This is a genomic window from Nocardia spongicola, assembly GCF_047200775.1.
Taxonomy (GTDB): domain Bacteria; phylum Actinomycetota; class Actinomycetes; order Mycobacteriales; family Mycobacteriaceae; genus Nocardia.
The window spans coordinates 328,363-348,790 of sequence record NZ_JBJZOO010000002.1; the positions used below are offsets into that span (position 1 = coordinate 328,363).

Genomic DNA, 20,428 nt, shown 5'->3' on the forward strand with positions numbered 1-20,428 from the left:
CGAAAGCCGGGACCGAAACCGATAGGGCGTCCGGGGTGCTCGACTGCAAGATCGAGAATAACGAGAAAAGCACGAAAAATATCGCAGCGACTGTTTTGAGATTTTTAGAAAACTTTATCGAAGTATTGCAATACTCCGGGCTGATGGTAGATTCCCTTCAACACCACACAGGAGATTCGCTTCGACGTCGGATAAGCGCTGAATCTCTCTGGACTAATCGATGGAATGTCCGCGTCAGGGAGATCCGCCATTGCAGCCGGGCTGGGATACGCGGTCGTATAAAAATGTGCCGTCCCAGGAGGCGTAATGTCTGATATTGCCATTATCGGTATCGGCTGCCGTTATGCCGGTGGTATCGAATCCCCGGAAAAATTTTGGGATTTCGTGGTCAACAAGCGCGACGGGGTGTGTGAGATCCCGGCAGAGCGCTGGGATTGGCGGCGCTTCTACGATCCGGACAGGCGTACTCCGGCCCGTATGTATGTGAAACGGGCGGCGTTTATGACCAGTGATCCGTGGGCGTTCGATCCGGACTTCTTCGGTATCTCTCCGCGCGAGGTGGAGGGGATGGATCCACAGCAGCAGTTGGTGCTGGAGGTGGCCTGGGAGGCGTTCGACGACGCCGGGATCGCGGGCCGGATCGCGGGCTCTTCACTGGGTGTGTATATCGGCGCGTTCACTCTCGACCAGCTGGGCATCATGGCGATCCCGCGGGCGTTGCCGCATGCCGATATGCATACGGCGTCGAGTGCTTCGTACACGATGATCTCCAATCGGCTGGCCTATGCGTTGAATCTGGTCGGGCCTGCGTTGACGGTGGATACCGCGTGTTCGTCGTCGCTGGTGGCATTCCATTTGGCGTGTCAGGGCATCGAGAACGGTGATTGCGAGATGGCTGTCACGGGTGGGGTGACGGTACTGGGGGAGCCGGAGATGTTCGTGTCGATGTGTAAGGGCGGGTTCTTGGCCGCGGATGGGCGTAGTAAGGCGTTCGATGCCGCCGCGGATGGGTATGGGCGTGGTGAAGGTGTCGGGATGGTGGTGTTGAAGAAACTCGACGCCGCCGAGCGGGACGGGGATCGGATCTACGCGGTGGTGAAGGCGACCGGGTCGAATCAGGATGGGCGTACCACCGCGATCACGGTACCGAATGCCGCTCTGCAGGAAGAGTTGTCTCGGGAGGTCACCCGGCGGGCAGGTATCCAGCCGCATGAGGTCACTTATGTGGAGGCGCACGGTACCGGGACTCCGGTGGGGGATCCGCTGGAGCTGAAGGCGATCGGTCGTGCGTATGGGGTAGTGGAAGGACGTACCAGGCCGTTGGGGGTGGGGTCGGTGAAGACGCAGCTGGGGCATACCGAGGCCGCGTCGGGGATCGCGGGTGTGATCAAGTCCGCGTTGGCGATCTCCCACCGGACGCTGCCCCCGCAGTATTGGCTGGATACCCCGAATCCGGATATCCCGTTCGACGAGTTGAATATCCGGCTGCAGCTGGAAGCCGAACCCGTAGGCCCTGAGGTGGAACGGGTTGTTATCGCGGTCAACGGCTTCGGCTATGGCGGTACCAACGCCCATGCGATCCTGCAGGAATACCGGTCCCCTGCGCATCGCGGCGGGAACGGGCAGGTACGTACGCCAAGGCATTTCGGGGTATTGCCGCTGTCGGCGCGCAGCGAGCAGGCGGTGCGGGAGCTGGCGTGCGGGTTCGCCCAGCGGCTCGTCGACGGAGCGGATGCCGGGTGGCTGGCCGAGGCGGCGTGGACGCGGCGTAATCATCATCCGTTCCGGGCGGGGATCACCTTCACCGACGGCACCGAGTTGGTGCGGGGGCTGACCGAGTTCGCCGAGGGCACCGGGCGGGTGAGCAGGGCAGTGGTCGGTAAGGTGGCCGAGCCGGTATTCGTGTTCACCGGAATGGGTCCGCAGTGGTGGGCGATGGCCCGCGGACTGCTGGATGCGGGCGGGGCGTTCGCGGCCGAGGCGGCGCGGGTGGACGCGGAATTCAAGAAGATCGCGGGCTGGTCGATCATCAAGGAGCTGCGGCGCTCGGAGAAGCGATCGCGGGTGACCGGTACAGTGGTGGCGCAGGCGGGGAATTTCCTGGTTCAGGTGGCGTTATGCGCCGAGCTGGAGACGCTGGGGATCCGCCCAGCGGCGGTGGTCGGGCACAGTGTCGGTGAGGTGGCCGCTGCCTATATATCCGGGATGCTGTCGCTGCACGATGCGCTGCTGGTGGGCCATCACCGGGCCCGGTTGCAGGCGGGTACCGCCGGATCAGGGGGGATGCTCGCGGTCGGTGTGCCGGTGGCAGAGGCGGAAGAGCTCATCGCAGGGGATGCCAGGGTGCATATCGCGGCGGTCAACAGCCCCTCGGCGGTGACCTTGGCCGGAGATATCGCCCGCCTCGACGAGATCGCCGATACCTTCGTCGAAGAAGGGGTGTTCGCCAAGCGCCTGCAGGTGGAGGTGCCGTATCACAGTCATCTGATGGATCCCATCCTCGATGAGCTGCGCAACGCGCTGGCGCGACTGCGGCCATCGGTACCGCGGATCCCGCTGTATTCCACGGTCACCGGCACCCAGGTCACCGCGGCGGAATGGGATGCCGACTACTGGTGTGACAATGTGCGCCGGACGGTGCGGTTCGCCGATGCGGCGCGTGAACTGGTCCGCGCGGGCAGCCGGGTATTTCTCGAGGTCGGCCCGCATCCGGTGCTCGGCGCAAACATTCGCGAGATCCTGCGTGCGGCCAATGAACAGGGCGCCACCGTCGCGACTCTCAACCGTAAACAGGAGGATGCCGAGAGTATTCGGCGCACCCTGGCCGGACTGTATGCCGCCGGGGTACTTGATATCGAGGGATTGTTCGCCGATCTGCCGTCGCCGACCCCGCACCTGGAGCTGCCTGCCTATCCGTGGCAGAACACCCACTTGCGTACCGTACTGCGCCACGACCAGCTCCGCCGTCACGGTACGCCCGAAGGGTACGCCATGCTGGGCGAGCAAGATCTGGATGAGGCCCCGAGCTGGGAGCTGCAGTTGAGCACGCAGCTGCTGCCGTGGCTGGCCGATCACGTGGTCGGCGGCGTCAGGCTGCTACCGGGTACGGCCTATCTGGACGCGGCGTTGAGCGCCACGATGGTACGCACCGGATCCTTCGGGATCGGGGTGGAGGATGTGCGTTTCGTGGCTCCGCTGATCATCAACGAGGGTGAGTTACCGTTCATGCACCTGGATCTGGAGGAATCGACCCGCCGATTCACCATTCGTTCCCGTGGCGCGGCCGGCTCGGTGTGGACGGTCCACGCCACCGGACGGCTGGTGGAAGGTACCTACGAACAGACAAAGATCGATGTCCCGCCCACCGATACGATGACCGCGTTCGACGCGGCCGGTTTCTACGCCATGCTGGCTACGAGCGGGCTCGAGTACGGGTCGGAGTTCCAGCGCGTCACCTCGCTGTGGGTCTCGGATACCACAGCGGTGGCCACCTTGGACGGCACCATCGCCGAGGAGGGCCGATATGCCGCGCATCCGGCGATCGTCGATGCCGCTTTCCACGCTGTCGCCACCTTGTTGGCAGGCACAGTGGACCCAGGTGATGGCGCTCTGGTACCGGTGGAGGTGCAAGGGGTGCGGTTGTTGGCGCCGTTGCCGGAGGAAGTCACTGTGGTAGCGCGGTTACGACCGGCCGATACCCGGATGACTGCTTCGGGTACGCCAGTTGCGGATATCGACCTGTTGGATGCTGATCACAATACGTGTGTGCAGGTTGTGGGATTGAAGTTCGGGGCTATTGCGCCGAGGCCCGCACCGATGCAGCGGATGACCGATTTCTTCTACGAAGAGGTCTGGCAGCAGCGTGATCCGATAGACCAAGCGGATCTGCCTTCGCTCGAAGATCTGCGCACGCTGGTTGTCGTGATGGATGCTGCGCCCAATCCCGCGGCACAGCAGATCATGCGGGTCAGTATGTCGGGTTCGGCAGGGGCGGAATTGTTCGTGGTGGGTGATCCGGGTCGAGCGGATCTGGAATCTGCTCTGGCCGAACAGTTGCGGGCGGCTCGGGCCTGCGTAGGTGCCGAGCGGTTACATCTGGTGGTGGTCGCGGGTAATGGCTATTCGGATGTGGATAATTTGTGGACGCTGCGCCGTATCGCGGTGACGACTGAGGAGTTTCTCGAAGCGTGGCAGGCCGAATCCGGGGTGGATGCGGAGTTCCTCGGTGATAGCAGTTTCTATGCCTCGCTGGTGACCGAGAACGCGTTTACCCAGCCGCAGGCGGATAGTGTGCCGGATCCGAGTCAGGCCGCGCTGGTCGGTGCTCATCGAGTGTTGCTCAATGAACAGCCTCGATTGCGGTGGCGGTTGATCGATCTCGATGGTGTGACCGCCGATGCTGTTCTTGCCGCGGAGCTGATGATTCCCGGTGCGTTCGCGCATGACTACGCCGATGAGGTGTTCTTGCACGGCGGGCAGCGGTGGGGCACGGAGGTGTCTCGCACGTTGCCGGATCATCTCGATGCTCTTGACGAGCCCGTGCCGTTGACTGATCCGGAGGCCGATTTCCGTTTGGAGCTGCCGAAGACCAAGACCAGGAATTTTGCTCAGCTGGGGTGGCGGCGATGCGACCGGCGTGCCCCCGGTATCGGTGAGGTCGAGGTGAAGATGGTCTCGATCGGTCTGGAGTACAAGGACTCGATGAAGGTCATGGGGGTGCTGGGGGAACGTGAACTCGCTGATACCTATTTCGGTACCGAACTGGGTATGGAAGGTACAGGGGTGATCGTTCGTCGTGGCCCTGATGTCACCGGATTCGAGGTCGGCGACAAGGTCGCTGTGTTCTGCAAGGACATGATTCGCCGATACAACACTCTCAGCGCGGATATGGCGTTCCCTCTCGCGGACGATATCGACCCCGGTGTGGCGGGTAGTTTCACCGCCTTCCTGTCCGCGGTGTCCGCATTGGGAGATATAGCCCGGGTGCAGTCGGGGGAGACAGTGCTGGTGCACGGTGCGGCCGGTGGGGTGGGTTCGGCAACAGTTCAGGTCGCGAAGCTGTTCGGGGCCAGGGTGATCGGTACCGCGAGTACCGATGCACGGCGTGCTTATGTGCTCGAGCAGGGCGCCGATCATGTGGTGAATTCCCGGTCGCTGAACTTCGTCGACGATGTGCTCGCCCTCACCGATGGGCGGGGTGTGGATGTGGTGGTCAGCTCGGCGCCTGGTGAGATCCTGATCCATAATTTCGACGCGGTCGCGGAGTTCGGGCGGATCGTCGAGCTCGGCAAGGCCGATATCTACTTCGGTGGGGTGCTCGAGCTACGGCATTTCACCAAGAACGTGACATACTCCTCCCTCGATCTCGACCGGATGATGCTGCAGCGGCCTGAGCATTCTCTGCGGTATACCGCAGAGGTGAGCAAGCTGCTCAGCAACGGGGTATACCGGGCATTGCCCTTCGAGATGTATGGCACCGCGGATATCGGGCGGGCTTTCGAGGAGGTCGCGCGGTCGACCAAGATCGGCCGGGTGGTCCTGGATATGACCGAAGCGGCGCCACTGGTGCGGCCGCGGATCCAGGAAGTGGTCATCGCTGCCGATGCGCGGTATCTGATCACCGGCGGGTTCGGCGGGTTCGGCCTATCACTCGGTCGCTGGTTGGTGAGCAAGGGAGCGGGTCACCTCACGTTGCTCGGCCGCAGCGGTGCCACCACCGACGCCGCCCGCGACCAGCTCGCCGCATGGAAACAGCAGGGCATCGAGGTGGTCACGGAAGCAGTCGATGTATCCGATGCCGAGGCGATCGCGGCGGTGATCGCGCGGGCGCACACCCCCGAGCATCCGTTGCGCGGTGTCTTCCACGCCGCCGGCGTACTGGACGACAGGCGGATCGAGAATACCGACCGTGCCGGTATGGCCAGAGTGTTCGATCCGAAGCTTACCGGGGCTCGTGCACTGTGGCGCGGTGTCGAGGCGGCCGGAGCCCGTCTCGAGCACTTCGTGTTGTTCTCCTCCGGAAGCAGTCTTTTCGGCACTATCGGCCAGTTCTCCTATGTCGCGGCCAATCTCGCGTTGGAAGCGTACGCGGAGGTACTGGCCCGACAGGGTGTGCCCGTACGGGCGTTCGGCTGGGGACATATGGTCGGTGCCGGCATGCTGGCAGACGATGAGAACCTCACTCGTTATCTGGACAACACCGGGTTCATCCCCATGGATATGGCCGAGGGGCCGTTGTATCTGGAGCAGGCGCTGCACCTGGATGTGACCCGGGCCGATATCTTCCCGATCGATTGGGCTCGGGTGGCGGCGACGGGAAAGCATCTGATGATGACGGGCCGAATCAGGAAGATGATCACGAATGCGGCACAGCAGGATTCGGCTGCCGCTCGGTTACGCTCCGAGCTGGCCACCCTCGATGAGGCCGAGCGGAAGGACACGGTCGCGCATATGCTCGCCGAGCAGCTGGCGACGGTGATGGGGGTATCGTCCGAGTCGATCGATCTCACCGTGCCGGTGCCGGAGCTGGGCCTGGACTCGCTCATGGCCGTCGAATTCAACACCTTGGTCAACCAATCTCTCGACATCGACCTCATGACCCTCAAACTCGGACGATCCTTCAGCTTGGAACAAGCAGGACTGAAAGCGGCTGAGGTGATCGTCGGCGGCAGCGGTTCGGCACCATTACCGACCGGCACCTCGATGGCAGCCGAGGTTCCGGCATAGTTCACCGCACTCGACGGGGGCGAACACGTGGGCATGACGCAAGACCATCGGTAAAAGCTTCGGCGGCAAAGGGATCCGATGATGCCCGTTGTGGATCGGTCGGGGAGTTCATTCGAATGCAAGATCGAGAGCAACGTCAGAATAACGAAATACTTCTCGGTAACCGTTTCGAGATTTTCTCGGCATCAATATTGCAATAGGTGGGCAGTGGTAGATTTTCCACTATCACCAGGAATGAATGGACCTTCCCGGGGTTCGTGATGAGTGCTCGATCAAATATTTCTGCAATCAAATCTACCTATCAAGGATATCCGACGCCGCAGGGCTGCGGTGCCGGATATCCGGGCATGTATCCGTTCAGGAGTCATAGTGTCTGATATTGCTGTTGTCGGTATCGGCTGCCACTACGCCGGTGGTATCGAATCCCCGGAAACCTTCTGGGATCTCGTGGTCGACAAACGAGACGGGGTGCGGGAGATTCCGCCGGAGCGCTGGGATTGGCGGCGCTTCTATGACCCGGACAAGCACACACCCGCTCGGATGTATGTCAAGCGGGCGGCGTTTATGACCAGTGATCCATGGGCGTTCGATCCGGACTTCTTCGGTATCTCGCCACGCGAGGCATCGTCGATGGATGCGCAGCAGCGGTTGGTGCTCCAGACGGCTTGGGAGGCCTTCGACGACGCTGGGATAGCGGGGCGGATCTCCGGCTCCTCTTTGGGGGTGTACATGGGTGTGTTCACTATGGATCAGGCAGGTATCGTGGCGAACCCGCAGGCGGTGCCGTATGCCGATATGCATACAGCTGCGAGTACGTCGTACACGATGGTCTCCAACCGGTTGGCCTACGCGCTGAACCTGGTTGGGCCTGCGATCACAGTGGACACCGCGTGCTCTTCATCGCTGGTGGCGTTCCATCTGGCCTGTCGAGGCATCACCGACGGCGATTGCGAGTTGGCTGTCGCGGGCGGGGTGAGCGTAATGGCGGAGCCGGAACCATTCGTGTTCATGTGTAAGGGGGGATTCCTGGCCGCGGACGGGCGCAGCAAAGCGTTCGACGCCTCCGCCGACGGCTACGGCAGGGGCGAGGGGGTCGGGATGGTGGTGTTGAAGAAACTCGCCGCCGCGCAGCGGGACGGCGACCGCATCTACGCGGTGGTGAAGGCGACCGGGTCGAATCAGGACGGACGCACCACCGCGATCACGGTGCCGAACGCCGACCTGCAAGAGGAGCTGGCCGAAGAAGTCGCCCGGCGGGCGGGGATCGCGCCGGATGAAGTCACCTATGTCGAGGCGCACGGCACCGGTACCCCCGTGGGGGATCCGTTGGAGCTCAAGGCGATCGGGCACGCCTACGGGGCGGTCGAGGGACGCACTACCCCATTGGGGGTGGGGTCGGTGAAAACCCAGTTGGGGCATACCGAGGCCGCCTCGGGGATCGCCAGTGTGATCAAGTCCGCGCTGGCGATCTCCCACCGCACCATCGCCCCGCAGTATTGGTTCGATACCCCGAATCCGGATATCGCGTTCGAGGAGTGGAATCTGCGGTTGCAACTGGAGGCCGAGAAAGTCGGGCCCGAGGTGGATCGTTTCACTATCGCGGTCAACGGGTTCGGGTACGGCGGCACCAACGCGCACGTCATCCTGCAGGAATACCGGCCACCCCACCATCAGGGTGGGAACGGGCAGGTGCGGAAACCACGGCATTACGGGGTGCTGCCGCTCTCGGCGCGCAGCGAGCGGGCGGTGCGGGAGCTGGCCAGCGGATTCGCCGAACACATTGCAGAAGGCGCAGATCCGGGCTGGTTGGCCGAGGCGGCGTGGACACGGCGTAACCATCACCCGCTCCGAGCCGGGGTCGCCTTCACCGACGATGCCACTTTGAGTCAGGGATTGTTGGAGCTCGCCGAGGGCGCTGGGCGGGTGAGCCGGGTGGTGGCCGGCAAGGTGGCCGAGCCGGTGTTCGTGTTCACCGGGATGGGCCCGCAGTGGTGGGCCATGGCCCGCGGCCTGCTGGAGGCCGATGGGGTGTTCGCCGCCGAGGCCGCCCGCATCGATACCGAGTTCCAGCAGATCGCCGGCTGGTCGATCATCGCGGAACTATTGTGCCCGCAGGAGCAGTCGCGAGCGACTGGTACGGTGGTCGCGCAGGCGGGGAATTTCCTGGTACAGGCCGCGTTGTGCGCCGAGCTTGCGCAGCTGGGTATCCGCCCTGCGGTGGTGGTCGGGCACAGTGTCGGAGAGGTGGCCGCCGCCTATATATCCGGGGCATTGTCGCTGCAGGATGCGCTGCTGGTGGGGCATCACCGGGCCCGCTTGCAGGCGGCCACCGCCGGGTCGGGGGGGATGCTCGCGATCGGGCTACCCCTGGACAAGGCACAACAGCTGATCGCAGGGGATGCCCGGGTGGATATCGCGGCGATCAACAGCCCCTCGGCGGTGACCCTGGCCGGAGACATCACCCGCCTCGACGAGATCGCCGAATCTCTCACCGAAGACGGGGTCTTCGCCAAGCGCCTGCAGGTGGAGGTGCCGTATCACAGCCACTTGATGGACCCCGTCCTCGACGAACTACGCACCGTGCTGGCTGATCTACGACCGTCGGCACCACGGATCCCGCTGTATTCCACTGTCACCGGCACCCGCCTCACCGAGGCCGAGATGGACGCCGACTACTGGTGCGGCAACGTGCGTCAGCCGGTACGCTTCGCCGACGCGACCCGCGAGCTCATCGCCGCGGGCAGCCGAGTGTTCCTGGAAATCGGCCCGCACCCGGTACTCGCCGCCAATATCCGCGAAATCCTGCGCACGGCAGGCGAGACCGGCACCACCATCGCGACCCTGCACCGTAAACAACACGACACCGACAGCATTCGGCAAACCATCGCCGGACTGTATGCCGCGGGGGTGCTGGACATCGAGGGATTGTTCACCGACCTACCGTCTCCCACTCCACACCTCGACCTACCGGTCTACCCCTGGCAGAAAACCCACCTACGCAATGAACTGCCGCATGACCGAATCCGCCGCCACGGCCCCTCCGATGGATACGTCATGCTGGGCGATCAGAATCCGGACGACACCACGCGCTGGCAGCTGCCGGTGGGTACCGGCGTGTTGCCGTGGCTGGCCGATCACGTGGTCAATGGCGCTCGGATCCTGCCAGGTACTAGCTATCTGGATATGGCATTGAGTGCAGTGTTGATGCGCACCGAATCGACACAGGCAGGCCTAGCGGATGTGCGTTTCGTGGCACCGCTGTTCATCAACGATGGCGCGCTACCGCTCATGCGCCTGGATCTGGAGGAATCGACCCGCCGCTTCACCATTCGCTCTCGTGGTGCGGTCGGCTCGGTGTGGACGATCCACGCCACCGGGCGCTTGGTGGAAGGCGCTTTCGACCAGACAAAGAGCGAGGTACCGCCCACCGACACGATGGCAGAGGTCGATCCGGCGGGTTTCTATGCCATGATGGCGGCGAGCGGGCTCGAGTACGGGCCGGAATTCCAGCGGATCACTTCGCTTCGGGTTTCGGACACGGTGGTAGTGGCCACCGTGGACGCTACTGTCACTCATCCGGCCCGTTATGCCGCGTACCCCGCGGTTGTCGATGCTGCTTTCCAGGCCGTGGCCACTCTGTTGGCGGGTACTGCCCACCGTGATGGCGCCTTGGTCCCTGTGGAGGTTCGGGGGGTGCGGTTGCTGGCGGCGTTGCCGAAAGAAGTCACCGTGGTGGCACGGTTGCGGTCCAGCGAAGAACGATCGGGTTCTTCCAGTGATCCGGTCGCCGATATCGCCTTGCTCGATGCCGAGCACAACACCTGTATGCGGGTGATCGGGGTGAAGTTCGGGGCTATCGCGCCGCGGCCGAGCCCGATGCAGCGGATGATCGACTTCTTCTATGAAGAGGTCTGGGAGAAGCGCGATCCCATCGATCCCGAGACTCTGCCCGCGACCGGGGATCTGTCCACCCTGATCGTAGTGTTGGGCACTGCGCCGAATCCGGCTGCGCAGCAGATCCTTCGGGTTTCCACGCCTGGTTCGGCGGGCGCGGAATTGTTCGTCGTCGGCGACCCGGGGCGAGCGGATCTGGAAGTCGCATTGGCGGAACGGCTGCGCGCGGTATATACCCGCGAGGGGGTGGAGCGGTTGCACCTGGTAGTGGTTGCGGGCACCGGTTATGACGAGGTGGATGATCTGTGGGTGTTGCGGCGGGTCGCGGTAACCGCCGAGGGCTTCCTCGATACCTGGCTGGCGGAGCACGACATCGAGAAGCCATTCATCGGCGATGACAGTTTCTATGTTTCGCTGGTCACGGAGAACGCATTCACTCATCCGGACGGGGATGTCGCCCCGGACCCGGGGCAGGCCGCATTGGCCGGTGCGCAGCGCGTGTTGCTCAATGAGCAGTCGCGGTTGCGATGGCGGTTGCTCGACCTCGATGGGCATGTCGCTGATGTCGCTCTTGCCCGGGAGTTGGCGGTTCCCGGTGCGTTCGGTGGTGATCGTGCCGATGATGTGTTCTTACACGGCGGGGCGAGGTGGCGCACGACGGTCAGCCGTACGTTGCAAGATCGTCTCGATGCCCTCGATGAGCCGGTACCGCTGACCGATCCCGAAGCCAACTTCCGGTTGGAGCTGCCCAAGAGCAAGGTTTTCTCCCAGCTGGACTGGCGCCGATGCGACCGCCGCTCTCCCGGCCCCGGCGAAGTCGAAGTTCGGATGACCGCGATCGGCCTCAACTACAAGGATTCGATGAAGGTCATGGGTGTGCTCGGCGAACGCGAACTCGCCCCCACCTACTACGGCCTCGATCTGGGGATGGAAGGCGCAGGCGAAATAGTCCGTGTCGGTGCCGACGTCACCGAGTTCGAGGTCGGTGACAGGGTCAGCTTGAGGTGCAAGGACATGATCCGCCGCTACAACACCCTCAGCGTGGGCCGCGTATTCCATCTCGCTACCGATCTCGAGCCCGGTACGGTCAGTAGTTCCACCGCGTTCATGTCCGCGGTGTACGCGCTGCGGGATGTGGCCAGGGTGCGGCCGGGGGAGATGGTGCTGGTGCACGGCGCGGCCGGTGGGGTGGGTTCGGCCGCAGTGCAGATCGCGAAACTGTACGGCGCCAGGGTGATCGGCACAGCGAGTACCGAAGAACGACGCGCCTACGTGCTCGAGCAGGGCGCCGACTACGCCGTGAATTCCCGCTCACTGAACTTCGTCGACGAAGTGCTTGCGCGCACCGATGGGCAGGGTGCGGATGTCGTGATCAACTCAGCGCCGGGTGAGGTCCTGGTGCAGAATTTCGACGCGGTCGCGGAATTCGGGCGCATCGTCGAGCTCGGCAAGGCCGACATCTATTTCGGCGGTGTGCTCGAGCTGCGACACTTCGACAAGAACATGTCCTACTTCTCGATCGACCTCGACCGGATGCTGAAGCGACGGTCAGAGTTGATGGACGAATTGATCGCCGAGACGAATCACCGGTTCGCCGAACATACGTATCGGCCGTTGCCCTACGAAACGTATGGCACCGCGGATGTCGGACGTGCTTTCGAGGAGGTCGCGCGTTCCACCCGGATCGGGCGGGTGGTGCTGGACATGACCGAAGCGGCGCCGCTGGTGCGGCCGCGGATCCCGGAGGTGGTCATCGATGCCGGTGCGCGGTATCTGGTCACCGGTGGGTTCGGTGGGTTCGGTCTGGCCGTCGGTCGTTGGCTGGTCGATAAGGGCGCCCGGCATCTGACGCTGCTCGGGCGTCGCGGCGCGACCACCGATGCGGCCCGTGCCCAACTCTCCGCATGGGAAAAGCAGGGTGTCGAGGTGATTGTCGAGTCGGTGGATGTGACCGATGCGGAAGCGGTTACCGCGGTAATCGCGCGTGCGCATACCCCGGAGCATCCATTACGGGGTGTCTTCCATATCGCGGGTGTGTTGGACGACAAGCGTATCGGTGCTATGAGTCGGGACGACCTGGGTAAAGTGTTCCGGCCCAAGCTCGCCGGGGCTCGTGCGTTGTGGCGAGGGGTCGAGGTAGCCGGGGCGCAGTTAGACCAGTTCGTCCTGTTTTCTTCCGGTAGCACCTTCTTCGGTAATATCGGCCAGTTCGCTTATTGTGCTGCCAACCTCGCGGTGGAGGCTTATGCGGAGATCTTGGCGCGGCAGGGTGTTCCCGTATGGGCGGTGGGCTGGGGCCATATGGTCGGCGCGGGCATGTTGGCAGACGATGAGATCCTCAGTCGTTATCTGAGCAATATGGGAATACTCCCCATGGATATGGAGGAGGGGCCGCAGTATCTGGAGCAGGTATTGCGTCTGGATGTCACCCGGCCGGTAATTTTCCCGATCGACTGGACCCGGATCGCGGCCGGCGGATCGAGTGTGTCGTTGACCGGTCGGGTCGCGGATATGATCGAGGCTGCGGCACAGCACGATTCGGCTGCTGCGCGGTTGCAGGCCGAGCTCATCGCTCTCGGCGAGGCCAAACGCAAGGACGTGGTCGCGCATATGCTCGCCGAGCGGTTGGCGTCGGTCATGGGAGTATCGGTCGAGTCGCTCGATCTGACCGTGCCGGTGCCGGAACTGGGGCTGGACTCGCTCATGGCCGTCGAATTCGGGACCCTGGTCACACAGGCATTGGATGTCGATCTGATGACCTTGAAACTCGGGCGGTCGTTCACCTTGGAACAGGCCGGTGAGGCAGTGGCCGAGTCGATTGTCACGGGCACCGGTGGCACGGTACCGGCGCCCGCCACACCAGCCGACTCCCCGGCGGCGGTCGATGCTCCGATCGCGGTACCTGAGAATGCTCAGTTCCCGAAGAAGATGCGGCGTGCTCTGTCTCGGCGCAGGTGAGCGAGCCGACCGGTTCGCTTCGATGCATTCCATCGGTCTCCACCGGGACGGCGATGGTGTGGTGGATTATGCCGGACACTGACCAGGTGAACAGCATGCGGGCGCGCCAAACCAACGGTCGACACACCTACAGCCAAGTGTCGAGGGTGGTTGTGGTGAGGAAGTGCTCCAGGTCGGCGCGCCAGGGCGCCGGGGTGGTCTTCTCGGGCTCGATAGCGGTGTACTGGCCGCGGTAGAACAACAAGGGCCTGCCGGTGGCGGTGGTCTCGGACAAGGTCCGCACCCGGCCGATCACGATGTAGTGGTCGCCGCCGTCGACGACGTTGTCGACCTCGCACTGGATGGTCGCCAGCGCGTCGTCCAGAACCGGAAGCTCCAGATCGGAGATATGCCAGGCGGTTCCGGCGAACTTATCGGTTTCGCGGGAGCCGAAACGGGCGCACAGTTCGCGCTGCTGTTCGGCGAGAACGTTCACACAGAAGCGGCCGGACTTCTCGATCGCCGCCCAGGATCGGGATGCCTTGGTGGGGCAGAACAGCACCAGCGGCGGTTCCAAGGAGAGGGCGGCGAAGGACTGGCAGGCGAACCCGACCGGGGTTCGCTCGCCGTCCAAGGTGGTGATCACGGTGATGCCGGTGCAGAACTGGCCGAGCACATTCCGGAACTGCCGCGGATCGATCTCGGCCCCGTCCGAGGTCATCGTTTCGCTCGCCCTCTCGGTCATCGTTATCGCTGCCCGACGGTGAAGTCGTGGCCCCACAGGCTCACCGCGGTGGATTCCCGCGCTATCCAGTCACTGTCGTCGACTTCCAAACCCTCACAACCGAATTCGACATCGAATCCGCCCGGTGTCTTCATGTAGAAGGAGAGCATCTTGTCGTTGACGTGCCGCCCGAGCGTCGCCGACATCTTGACCTTCTTACGCAATGCGCGATCCAGGCACAGTCCGACATCGTCGGCATTCGCTACTTCCAGCATCAGGTGCACGATCCCGCTCGGCGTCGGCATCGGAAGGAACGCCAGTGAGTGGTGACGCGGATTGCAGCCGAAGAAGCGCAGCCAGGCCGGTTCGCCATCGGCCGGTCGTCCGACCATCTGCGGTGGCATCCGCATCGAGTCGCGCAGCCGGAAGCCGAGGACATCGCGGTAGAACTCCAAGGCCGCCTTATCGTCCTTGGTACTGAGCACCACGTGCCCGAGCCCTTGTTCTTCGGTGACGAATCTGTGCCCGTAGGGGCTGACCACCCGACGATGCTCCAAGGCGACACCGTGGAACGCCTCGAGGGTGTTGCCGGAGGGATCGTCGAACCGGATCAGCTCGTAGACGCGCCGATCGGCCAGTTCGGCGGCGGTACCCTCCTTATAAGGTACGCCCGCCGTATCCAGCCGGTCGCGAATATCCTGCAGCTCTGCCGCATTGGCGGTTTCCCAGCCGGAGACCTGTAGCCGGTCCTTCTCGCCGGGGACGATCACCAACCGAGCCGGGAACTCGTCCATGCGCAAATACAGCGCCTCCGGATCGGTGCCCTTGCCCTCGACCATGCCGAGGACCTTCAGCCCGTACTCCCGCCAGGCGACCATATCGGTCGCCTCGATACGCAGATATCCCAGTGAGCGGATTCCCATCACTTCTCCCCTGTCTCGCGGGGGTTCCCGCACCCCGTCGGTGCGATGAGCGCTGCGCGATTATGTCTCATCGCCCCTCCTTGACACCCGCGAGGAAATCGATGGCCAGCCGATTGAACTCGTGGAACTTCTCCAGCTGTGCCCAGTGTCCGCAGCCGCCGAAGACATGGAGTTGGACGCGCGGGATCACCTTGGTCGCCACCAGCGCGCCGTCGAGCGGGTTGACCCGGTCTTCGCGACCCCAGATCAACAACACCGGTTGCCGCAGCTTGTAGGCGTCGCGCCAGAGCATGCCCTTCTCGAAGTCAGCGCCCGCGAACGACTTGCCCATCGCGCGGGTCGCGGCCAGCGCCTCGGGGGTACTCGCCGAGGCGAACCGTTCGTCGATCAACTCATCGGTGATCAGCGACTGGTCGAAGACCATGATGCGTAGGAATGCCTCCAGGTTCTCCCTGGTCGGCTGATAATTGAACGTGGAGAGCAGCTTCACGCCTTCGGTCGGATCGGGCGCGAACAGATTGGTGCTCAGCCCACCGGGCCCCATCAGGACCAGTTTTCCGGCCAGCTCCGGGTAATCCAGTGCGAATCGCACCGCGGTGCCACCGCCGAGCGAGTTGCCGAGCAGATGCACTCGCGTGGTGATCTGCAGGTGGTCGAGCAGATCCTTCAGCGCCGAGGCGCTGTGTGCGAAATACTGCGGATGTTCGGTCGGCTTATCGGAGTGGCCGAATCCGGGCTGGTCCACCGCGAGCACATGGAAATGTTCCGCCAGTACCGGGATATTGCGGGCGAAGTTCGACCACGAGGAGGCGCCGGGGCCACCACCGTGCAGTAGGACGATCGTCGGTCCGTTGCCTTCGCCCGCCTCGTGATAATGCAGCCGCAGATCCGGCCGCACCTGCGCGTATCGGGAGGTCGATTCGGCGGTGAGCGCTATGGTTGATGTCACGACCGGCTCCTAGACCATACCGTCGGTAACCGGGAGCCCGAACTCGTGCGTGCCGTACATCAGATACGCGCGCTCGGGATCATTGGCCGCGTGTACCCGGCCCGCATGTGCGTCACGCCAGAAGCGTTGCAGCGGAGTTCCGTTCGCCAGCGCGGTGGCGCCTGAGCTCTCGAACAGCTTGTCGATGGCCGCGATCGAACGGCCGGTGGCGCGCACCTGATCGCGGCGGGCCCGTACGCGCAGGTCGAAGGGGATTTCCTGACCCGAAGCCAGGAGCGCGTATTCATCGGCCACATTGCCGGACAGCTGCCGCCAGGCGGCATCGATATCGCTGGCGGCCTCGGCGATGCGGACTTTGGCGAAGGGATCTTCTTTGGCCTTCTCGCCGGCATATGCCGCTCGTATGCGCTTGCCCTGGTGCTCCACATGCGCCTGGTACGCGCCGTAGGCCATGCCGACGATCGGAGCGGAGATGGTAGTGGGATGAATTGTGCCCCAAGGCATCTTGTAGACCGGATCGGTGTTCTGTTCCAGACCGGGCGATTTCATCTCGCTCATGGCACGGAAACTCAGGAACCGGTGCTTGGGCACGAAGACGTCCTGTACGACGATGGTGTTGGAGCCGGTGCCGCGCAGGCCGACCACATTCCACACGTCATCGATGCGGTAGTCGTCCCTCGGGATGAGGAAGCTGCCGAAGTCGACCGGCTTGCCGTCTTTGAGCACCGGTCCGCCGACGACAACCCAGGTCGCGTGATCGCAACCGGACGACCACGCCCATGCGCCGTTGACGAGGTAGCCGTCATCGGTGACCGTGCCCGCGCCCATCGGTGCGTAGGAGGAGGAGATGCGTACCTCGTTGTCCTCGCCCCAGACATCTTCCTGGGCCTGCTGGGAGAACAGCGCCAGATGCCAATTGTGCACGCCGACAATGCCCGCTACCCAGCCGGTGGAACCGCAGGCGCTGGCGATCTTGCGCGTGGTGTCGTAGAAGGTCACCGGATCGGCAGCGTAGCCGCCCCACTGCGTGGGCTGGAGCAGCCGGAAGAAGCCGGTCTCCTGCAACGCCTTGATGTTTTCGTCGGGGATGCGCCGTAGGTCCTCGGCCTCCTGCGCGCGTTCGCGCAGTGTCGGCAACAGCGCTTCGACCCGTTCGGTCACTTCTTGCGTCATCTCGGGACCTGCTCCTGCCTGGTCGATTGATAACCGATACTCATGTGCTTCTGCGATTAGAACCGCGCTTCTGAGATTAGAACAGGTTCTTATCTATGTCGAGAACCAACGTTCACTGCTGCTCTGGCATGCACTCATGCAGGAAGTGGCGCGAACCGCTGGCGCCGTGGGTGGCAATTTTGTAACGTGTTCTAGTACAGAAGGAGGAGGAATCGCGATGGCAGTTACCCCGCCCCCGAGCGGTGCGAAGGTCAGGGACCTGGATGTCGGCGCTGCCCCGAGCCGGTATGCGCGGGGATGGCATTGCCTCGGCCTGGCCAAGACATTCCGGGATGGTAAGCCACACGCTGTCCACGTATTCGGCACCAAGCTCGTCGTCTGGGCCGACAGCAGTGGTGAACTTCGGGTGCTGGATGCCTACTGCAGGCATATGGGCGGCGACCTGAGCATGGGTGAGGTCAAGGGCGACGATATCGCGTGTCCCTTTCACGACTGGCGCTGGTCGGGGACCAGCGGTAAGTGCACCTCGATCCCGTACGGGCGTCGGGTGCCGCCTTTGGCACGCACCAGGAAGTGGCCGACGCTGGAGCGTAACGGTCAGCTGTTCGTCTGGAACGATCACGAGGGCAATCAGCCTCCGCCGGAGATCACCATTCCCTATATCAAGGGCGCCTATACCGATGCCGACGGCAATCCCAGCGAGGAGCTCGACAGCGGGTGGACCGACTGGACGTGGAACTCACTGCTGATCGAGGGCGCGAACTGCCGTGAGATCATCGACAACGTGGTCGACATGGCCCATTTCTTCTACATCCACTACGCCTTCCCGACCTATTTCAAGAACGTCTTCGAGGGGCATATCGCCACCCAGTTCCTGGAGACCACAGGCAGGCCGGATGTCGGCATGGCGGCCAAGTACGGCGGCGATACGCTGCTGAAGTCCGAGGCTTCGTACTACGGGCCTTCGTACATGATCAACCCGCTGCTGAACATCTACAGCGGGTACGAGGTCAACAGCGTGTTGATCAACTGCCACTATCCGGTCACCCAGGACTCCTTCGTCCTGCAATGGGGCATCACACTGCGTAAGCCGCAGGGGGTGGAAGGTGAGACGGCCGAACGGCTGGCGGAGAAGATGACCGATGGCATCAGCATCGGCTTCCAGCAGGATGTCGAGATCTGGAAGCATAAGTCCAAGGTCGAGAACCCGCTGCTGTGCGAGGAAGACGGGCCGGTCTATCAGCTACGTCGTTGGTACGAGCAGTTCTATGTCGATCTTGCCGATGTCACCGAGAAGATGACCCAGCGCTTCGAATTCGAGGTGGACACCACCAAGGCCAACGAGGCTTGGGCGGCCGAGGTCGCCGAGAACTTGCGCCGCCAGCGCGAGGCCGGGCACATCGAGGAAACCGAGGCGGGCGTGTAATGGCAGCTAACTGGGCGAAAGCACCAGACTTCGCCGATCAGCCCGATCGTCGAGCCGAAGTGCGGGCCCAGACCGTGGTGGACAAGCAGCGTTATCTGGAGGATGGCTTGACCCCGCTGCAGTGCCAGTCGTGCGGGAGTGAGGTGCTGGTGCGTAAAAGCAGCTCGCGGCAGACATCGGTGCAGTGGACCGCTGATCCCGCTACCCACTGCCCGGTGTTCGCCGAGCTGAGCACGCACGGCGGAGGACTCGGTCGCCCCGACTCCTGTCCGCAGCTGGCGCGCACTATTGCCTGGGCGGTGGAGGAGGGTGTGCTCGAAATCCCCGAATAGAGCAGTGGTCGGGGCACGGTAGGTTGGCGCTTGCGCGGTGTGCCGGGGTACTGAATCAGCTCAGTCCAACCGGAAGTCCGCGAAGTCGAATCCTGGCGAGACGATGCAAGTGACCAGTACATGATCCGCTCCGATAGGCCGGGCCGCCTGGCTGACCCCGCCCGGTACTACGGCCTGCGGTAGGTGCCCCTGCTCCAGGTCGGGGCCGAGGATCACTTCCGTGCCGCCGATGTTCAATGCCAGCGGTCCGCCACGGTGCCAGAGCCATAGCTCGTCGAAACGGAGGGTATGCGGGGCGGATCGCTCGCCGGGCAGCAGCAGGAAATAGGCCGCCGTCGCGCTCGCCCGTGGCCCTTCGCATCCTTCTGGGGTGATTTCGACAGGGCTGCACCAGGTTTGGCGATACCAGCCGCCTTCTGGATGCGGCGCCAGATCGAGTGCGGCGGCAAGCGACGGTCGGCTGTCTGTCATCGTTCGATGATGCCTGTTCCCGCGGCTGTTCGCCGGGCATTCTCCGCAGTCGGCGCATGCTCTGCGGGTGAGTTACCGCCAAGGTGCAGGTGTGGGTCAGCTGAACGGTGAGGGCGGCCGTTCCTGGAGTCGGCCGTCCAGGTAGATATCGACCTTCTCGTTGTAGAAGCAGATCAGCCCGGCGACCTTCTGGCTTTCCGGCAGCGGGGTACGGTAACCCCAGGCGTGGTCGGGATACTGTGTATCGCCGATCTGGATGGTCCAGTAGTCCGCGGTGCCCTTGTACGGGCAGCTGGTGTGGGTGTCCGAAGGGTGCAGCAGATCCATTCGAACATCGGTCATCGGCAGGTAGTACCGTGCGGGCAAACCGGTTTCGAAGAGGATGCGCGGGGTGTGCGATTCGGCGACGGTGACACCGTCGATCGCCACGCGTATATGCCGAGAGCTGGCCAGGATGTCGACACGGGAGTAGGGGTTGCGTGGGTGGACGTAGATCGGCTCGTCCTCCTCGAACCATTCGTCCATCGCGGCCCATTCCAGCCTGACCAGGTCATGTAACTCGGTGATCGGTGAATCGTGGTATCGCAGCGCCGCTCCGGTGGCGGTGCCGCCGTCGGTCACGATGTCGTAGCCGGTGGCATCGCCGCGGCTGGGGGAATGCCGAATGTCTCCGTTCGGTTCGAGTTTCACTCGCAGATCCGCGACCGGCAGGTAGTAGGTCGGGTAGTGCGGGTTCTCCCATAGCAGCACCGGTCTGACCGTATCGGCTACCAGATATCCGCCCAGATAGACCCGCACGCGCTTCTGGCTGGTTTCGACACTGACGCGGCCCCGCCTCGCTTCGGTCATACTTGTCGACCGTACTCTCCGCTG

10 protein-coding genes are annotated in these 20,428 nt (G+C 63.5%); 4 read left to right on the plus strand and 6 right to left on the minus strand.

Annotated features, from left to right (window positions below; all coding sequences use genetic code 11):
* Window positions 1–306 precede the first annotated feature (306 nt).
* On the plus strand, window positions 307–6,726 hold the full coding sequence (locus ACL02S_RS06560) for a type I polyketide synthase (protein ID WP_412801392.1): 6,420 nt from the start codon (window positions 307–309) through the stop codon (window positions 6,724–6,726).
* A gap of 369 nt (window positions 6,727–7,095) precedes the next feature.
* A complete protein-coding gene (locus ACL02S_RS06565; protein WP_412801393.1) occupies window positions 7,096–13,578 on the plus strand; it encodes a type I polyketide synthase in 6,483 nt (2,160 codons plus the stop codon).
* Window positions 13,579–13,705: 127 nt separating this feature from the next.
* Here the strand turns inward: ACL02S_RS06565 and hsaB are convergent, their stop codons facing one another.
* The 4 genes from hsaB to hsaA all read right to left on the minus strand — a co-directional run bounded on the left by hsaB (window position 13,706) and on the right by hsaA (window position 17,326).
* Window positions 13,706–14,278, minus strand: a complete 573-nt coding sequence (gene hsaB / locus ACL02S_RS06570) for a 3-hydroxy-9,10-secoandrosta-1,3,5(10)-triene-9,17-dione monooxygenase reductase subunit (protein ID WP_412801394.1) — start codon at window positions 14,276–14,278, stop codon at window positions 13,706–13,708.
* A 26-nt stretch (window positions 14,279–14,304) separates the two neighbouring features.
* Entirely contained in the window at window positions 14,305–15,204 is a 900-nt protein-coding gene (gene hsaC, locus ACL02S_RS06575) for an iron-dependent extradiol dioxygenase HsaC (RefSeq protein ID WP_412801395.1), read from the minus strand.
* A gap of 67 nt (window positions 15,205–15,271) precedes the next feature.
* A complete protein-coding gene (hsaD, locus tag ACL02S_RS06580; RefSeq protein ID WP_412801396.1) occupies window positions 15,272–16,153 on the minus strand; it encodes a 4,5:9,10-diseco-3-hydroxy-5,9,17-trioxoandrosta-1(10),2-diene-4-oate hydrolase in 882 nt (293 codons plus the stop codon).
* 9 nt (window positions 16,154–16,162) lie between these two features.
* Entirely contained in the window at window positions 16,163–17,326 is a 1,164-nt protein-coding gene (gene hsaA / locus ACL02S_RS06585; protein WP_412801397.1) for a 3-hydroxy-9,10-secoandrosta-1,3,5(10)-triene-9,17-dione monooxygenase oxygenase subunit, read from the minus strand.
* A gap of 217 nt (window positions 17,327–17,543) precedes the next feature.
* Here hsaA and ACL02S_RS06590 point away from each other — a divergent pair, with 217 nt between their 5' ends.
* A complete protein-coding gene (locus ACL02S_RS06590) occupies window positions 17,544–18,752 on the plus strand; it encodes a 3-ketosteroid-9-alpha-monooxygenase, oxygenase component (protein ID WP_412801398.1) in 1,209 nt (402 codons plus the stop codon).
* Complete coding sequence (locus ACL02S_RS06595; protein WP_412801399.1) at window positions 18,752–19,084, plus strand: hypothetical protein; 333 nt, start codon at window positions 18,752–18,754, stop codon at window positions 19,082–19,084. Before ACL02S_RS06590 ends, ACL02S_RS06595 begins: the two co-directional genes overlap by 1 nt.
* 60 nt (window positions 19,085–19,144) lie before the next feature.
* Here the strand turns inward: ACL02S_RS06595 and ACL02S_RS06600 are convergent, their stop codons facing one another.
* The gene (locus tag ACL02S_RS06600; RefSeq protein ID WP_412801400.1) at window positions 19,145–19,555 is read right to left on the minus strand and encodes a cupin domain-containing protein; all 411 of its coding nucleotides are present in this window, start codon (window positions 19,553–19,555) and stop codon (window positions 19,145–19,147) included.
* A gap of 96 nt (window positions 19,556–19,651) precedes the next feature.
* Window positions 19,652–20,404, minus strand: a complete 753-nt coding sequence (locus tag ACL02S_RS06605) for a DUF427 domain-containing protein (RefSeq protein ID WP_412801401.1) — start codon at window positions 20,402–20,404, stop codon at window positions 19,652–19,654.
* Between the last annotated feature and the right edge of the window lie 24 nt (window positions 20,405–20,428).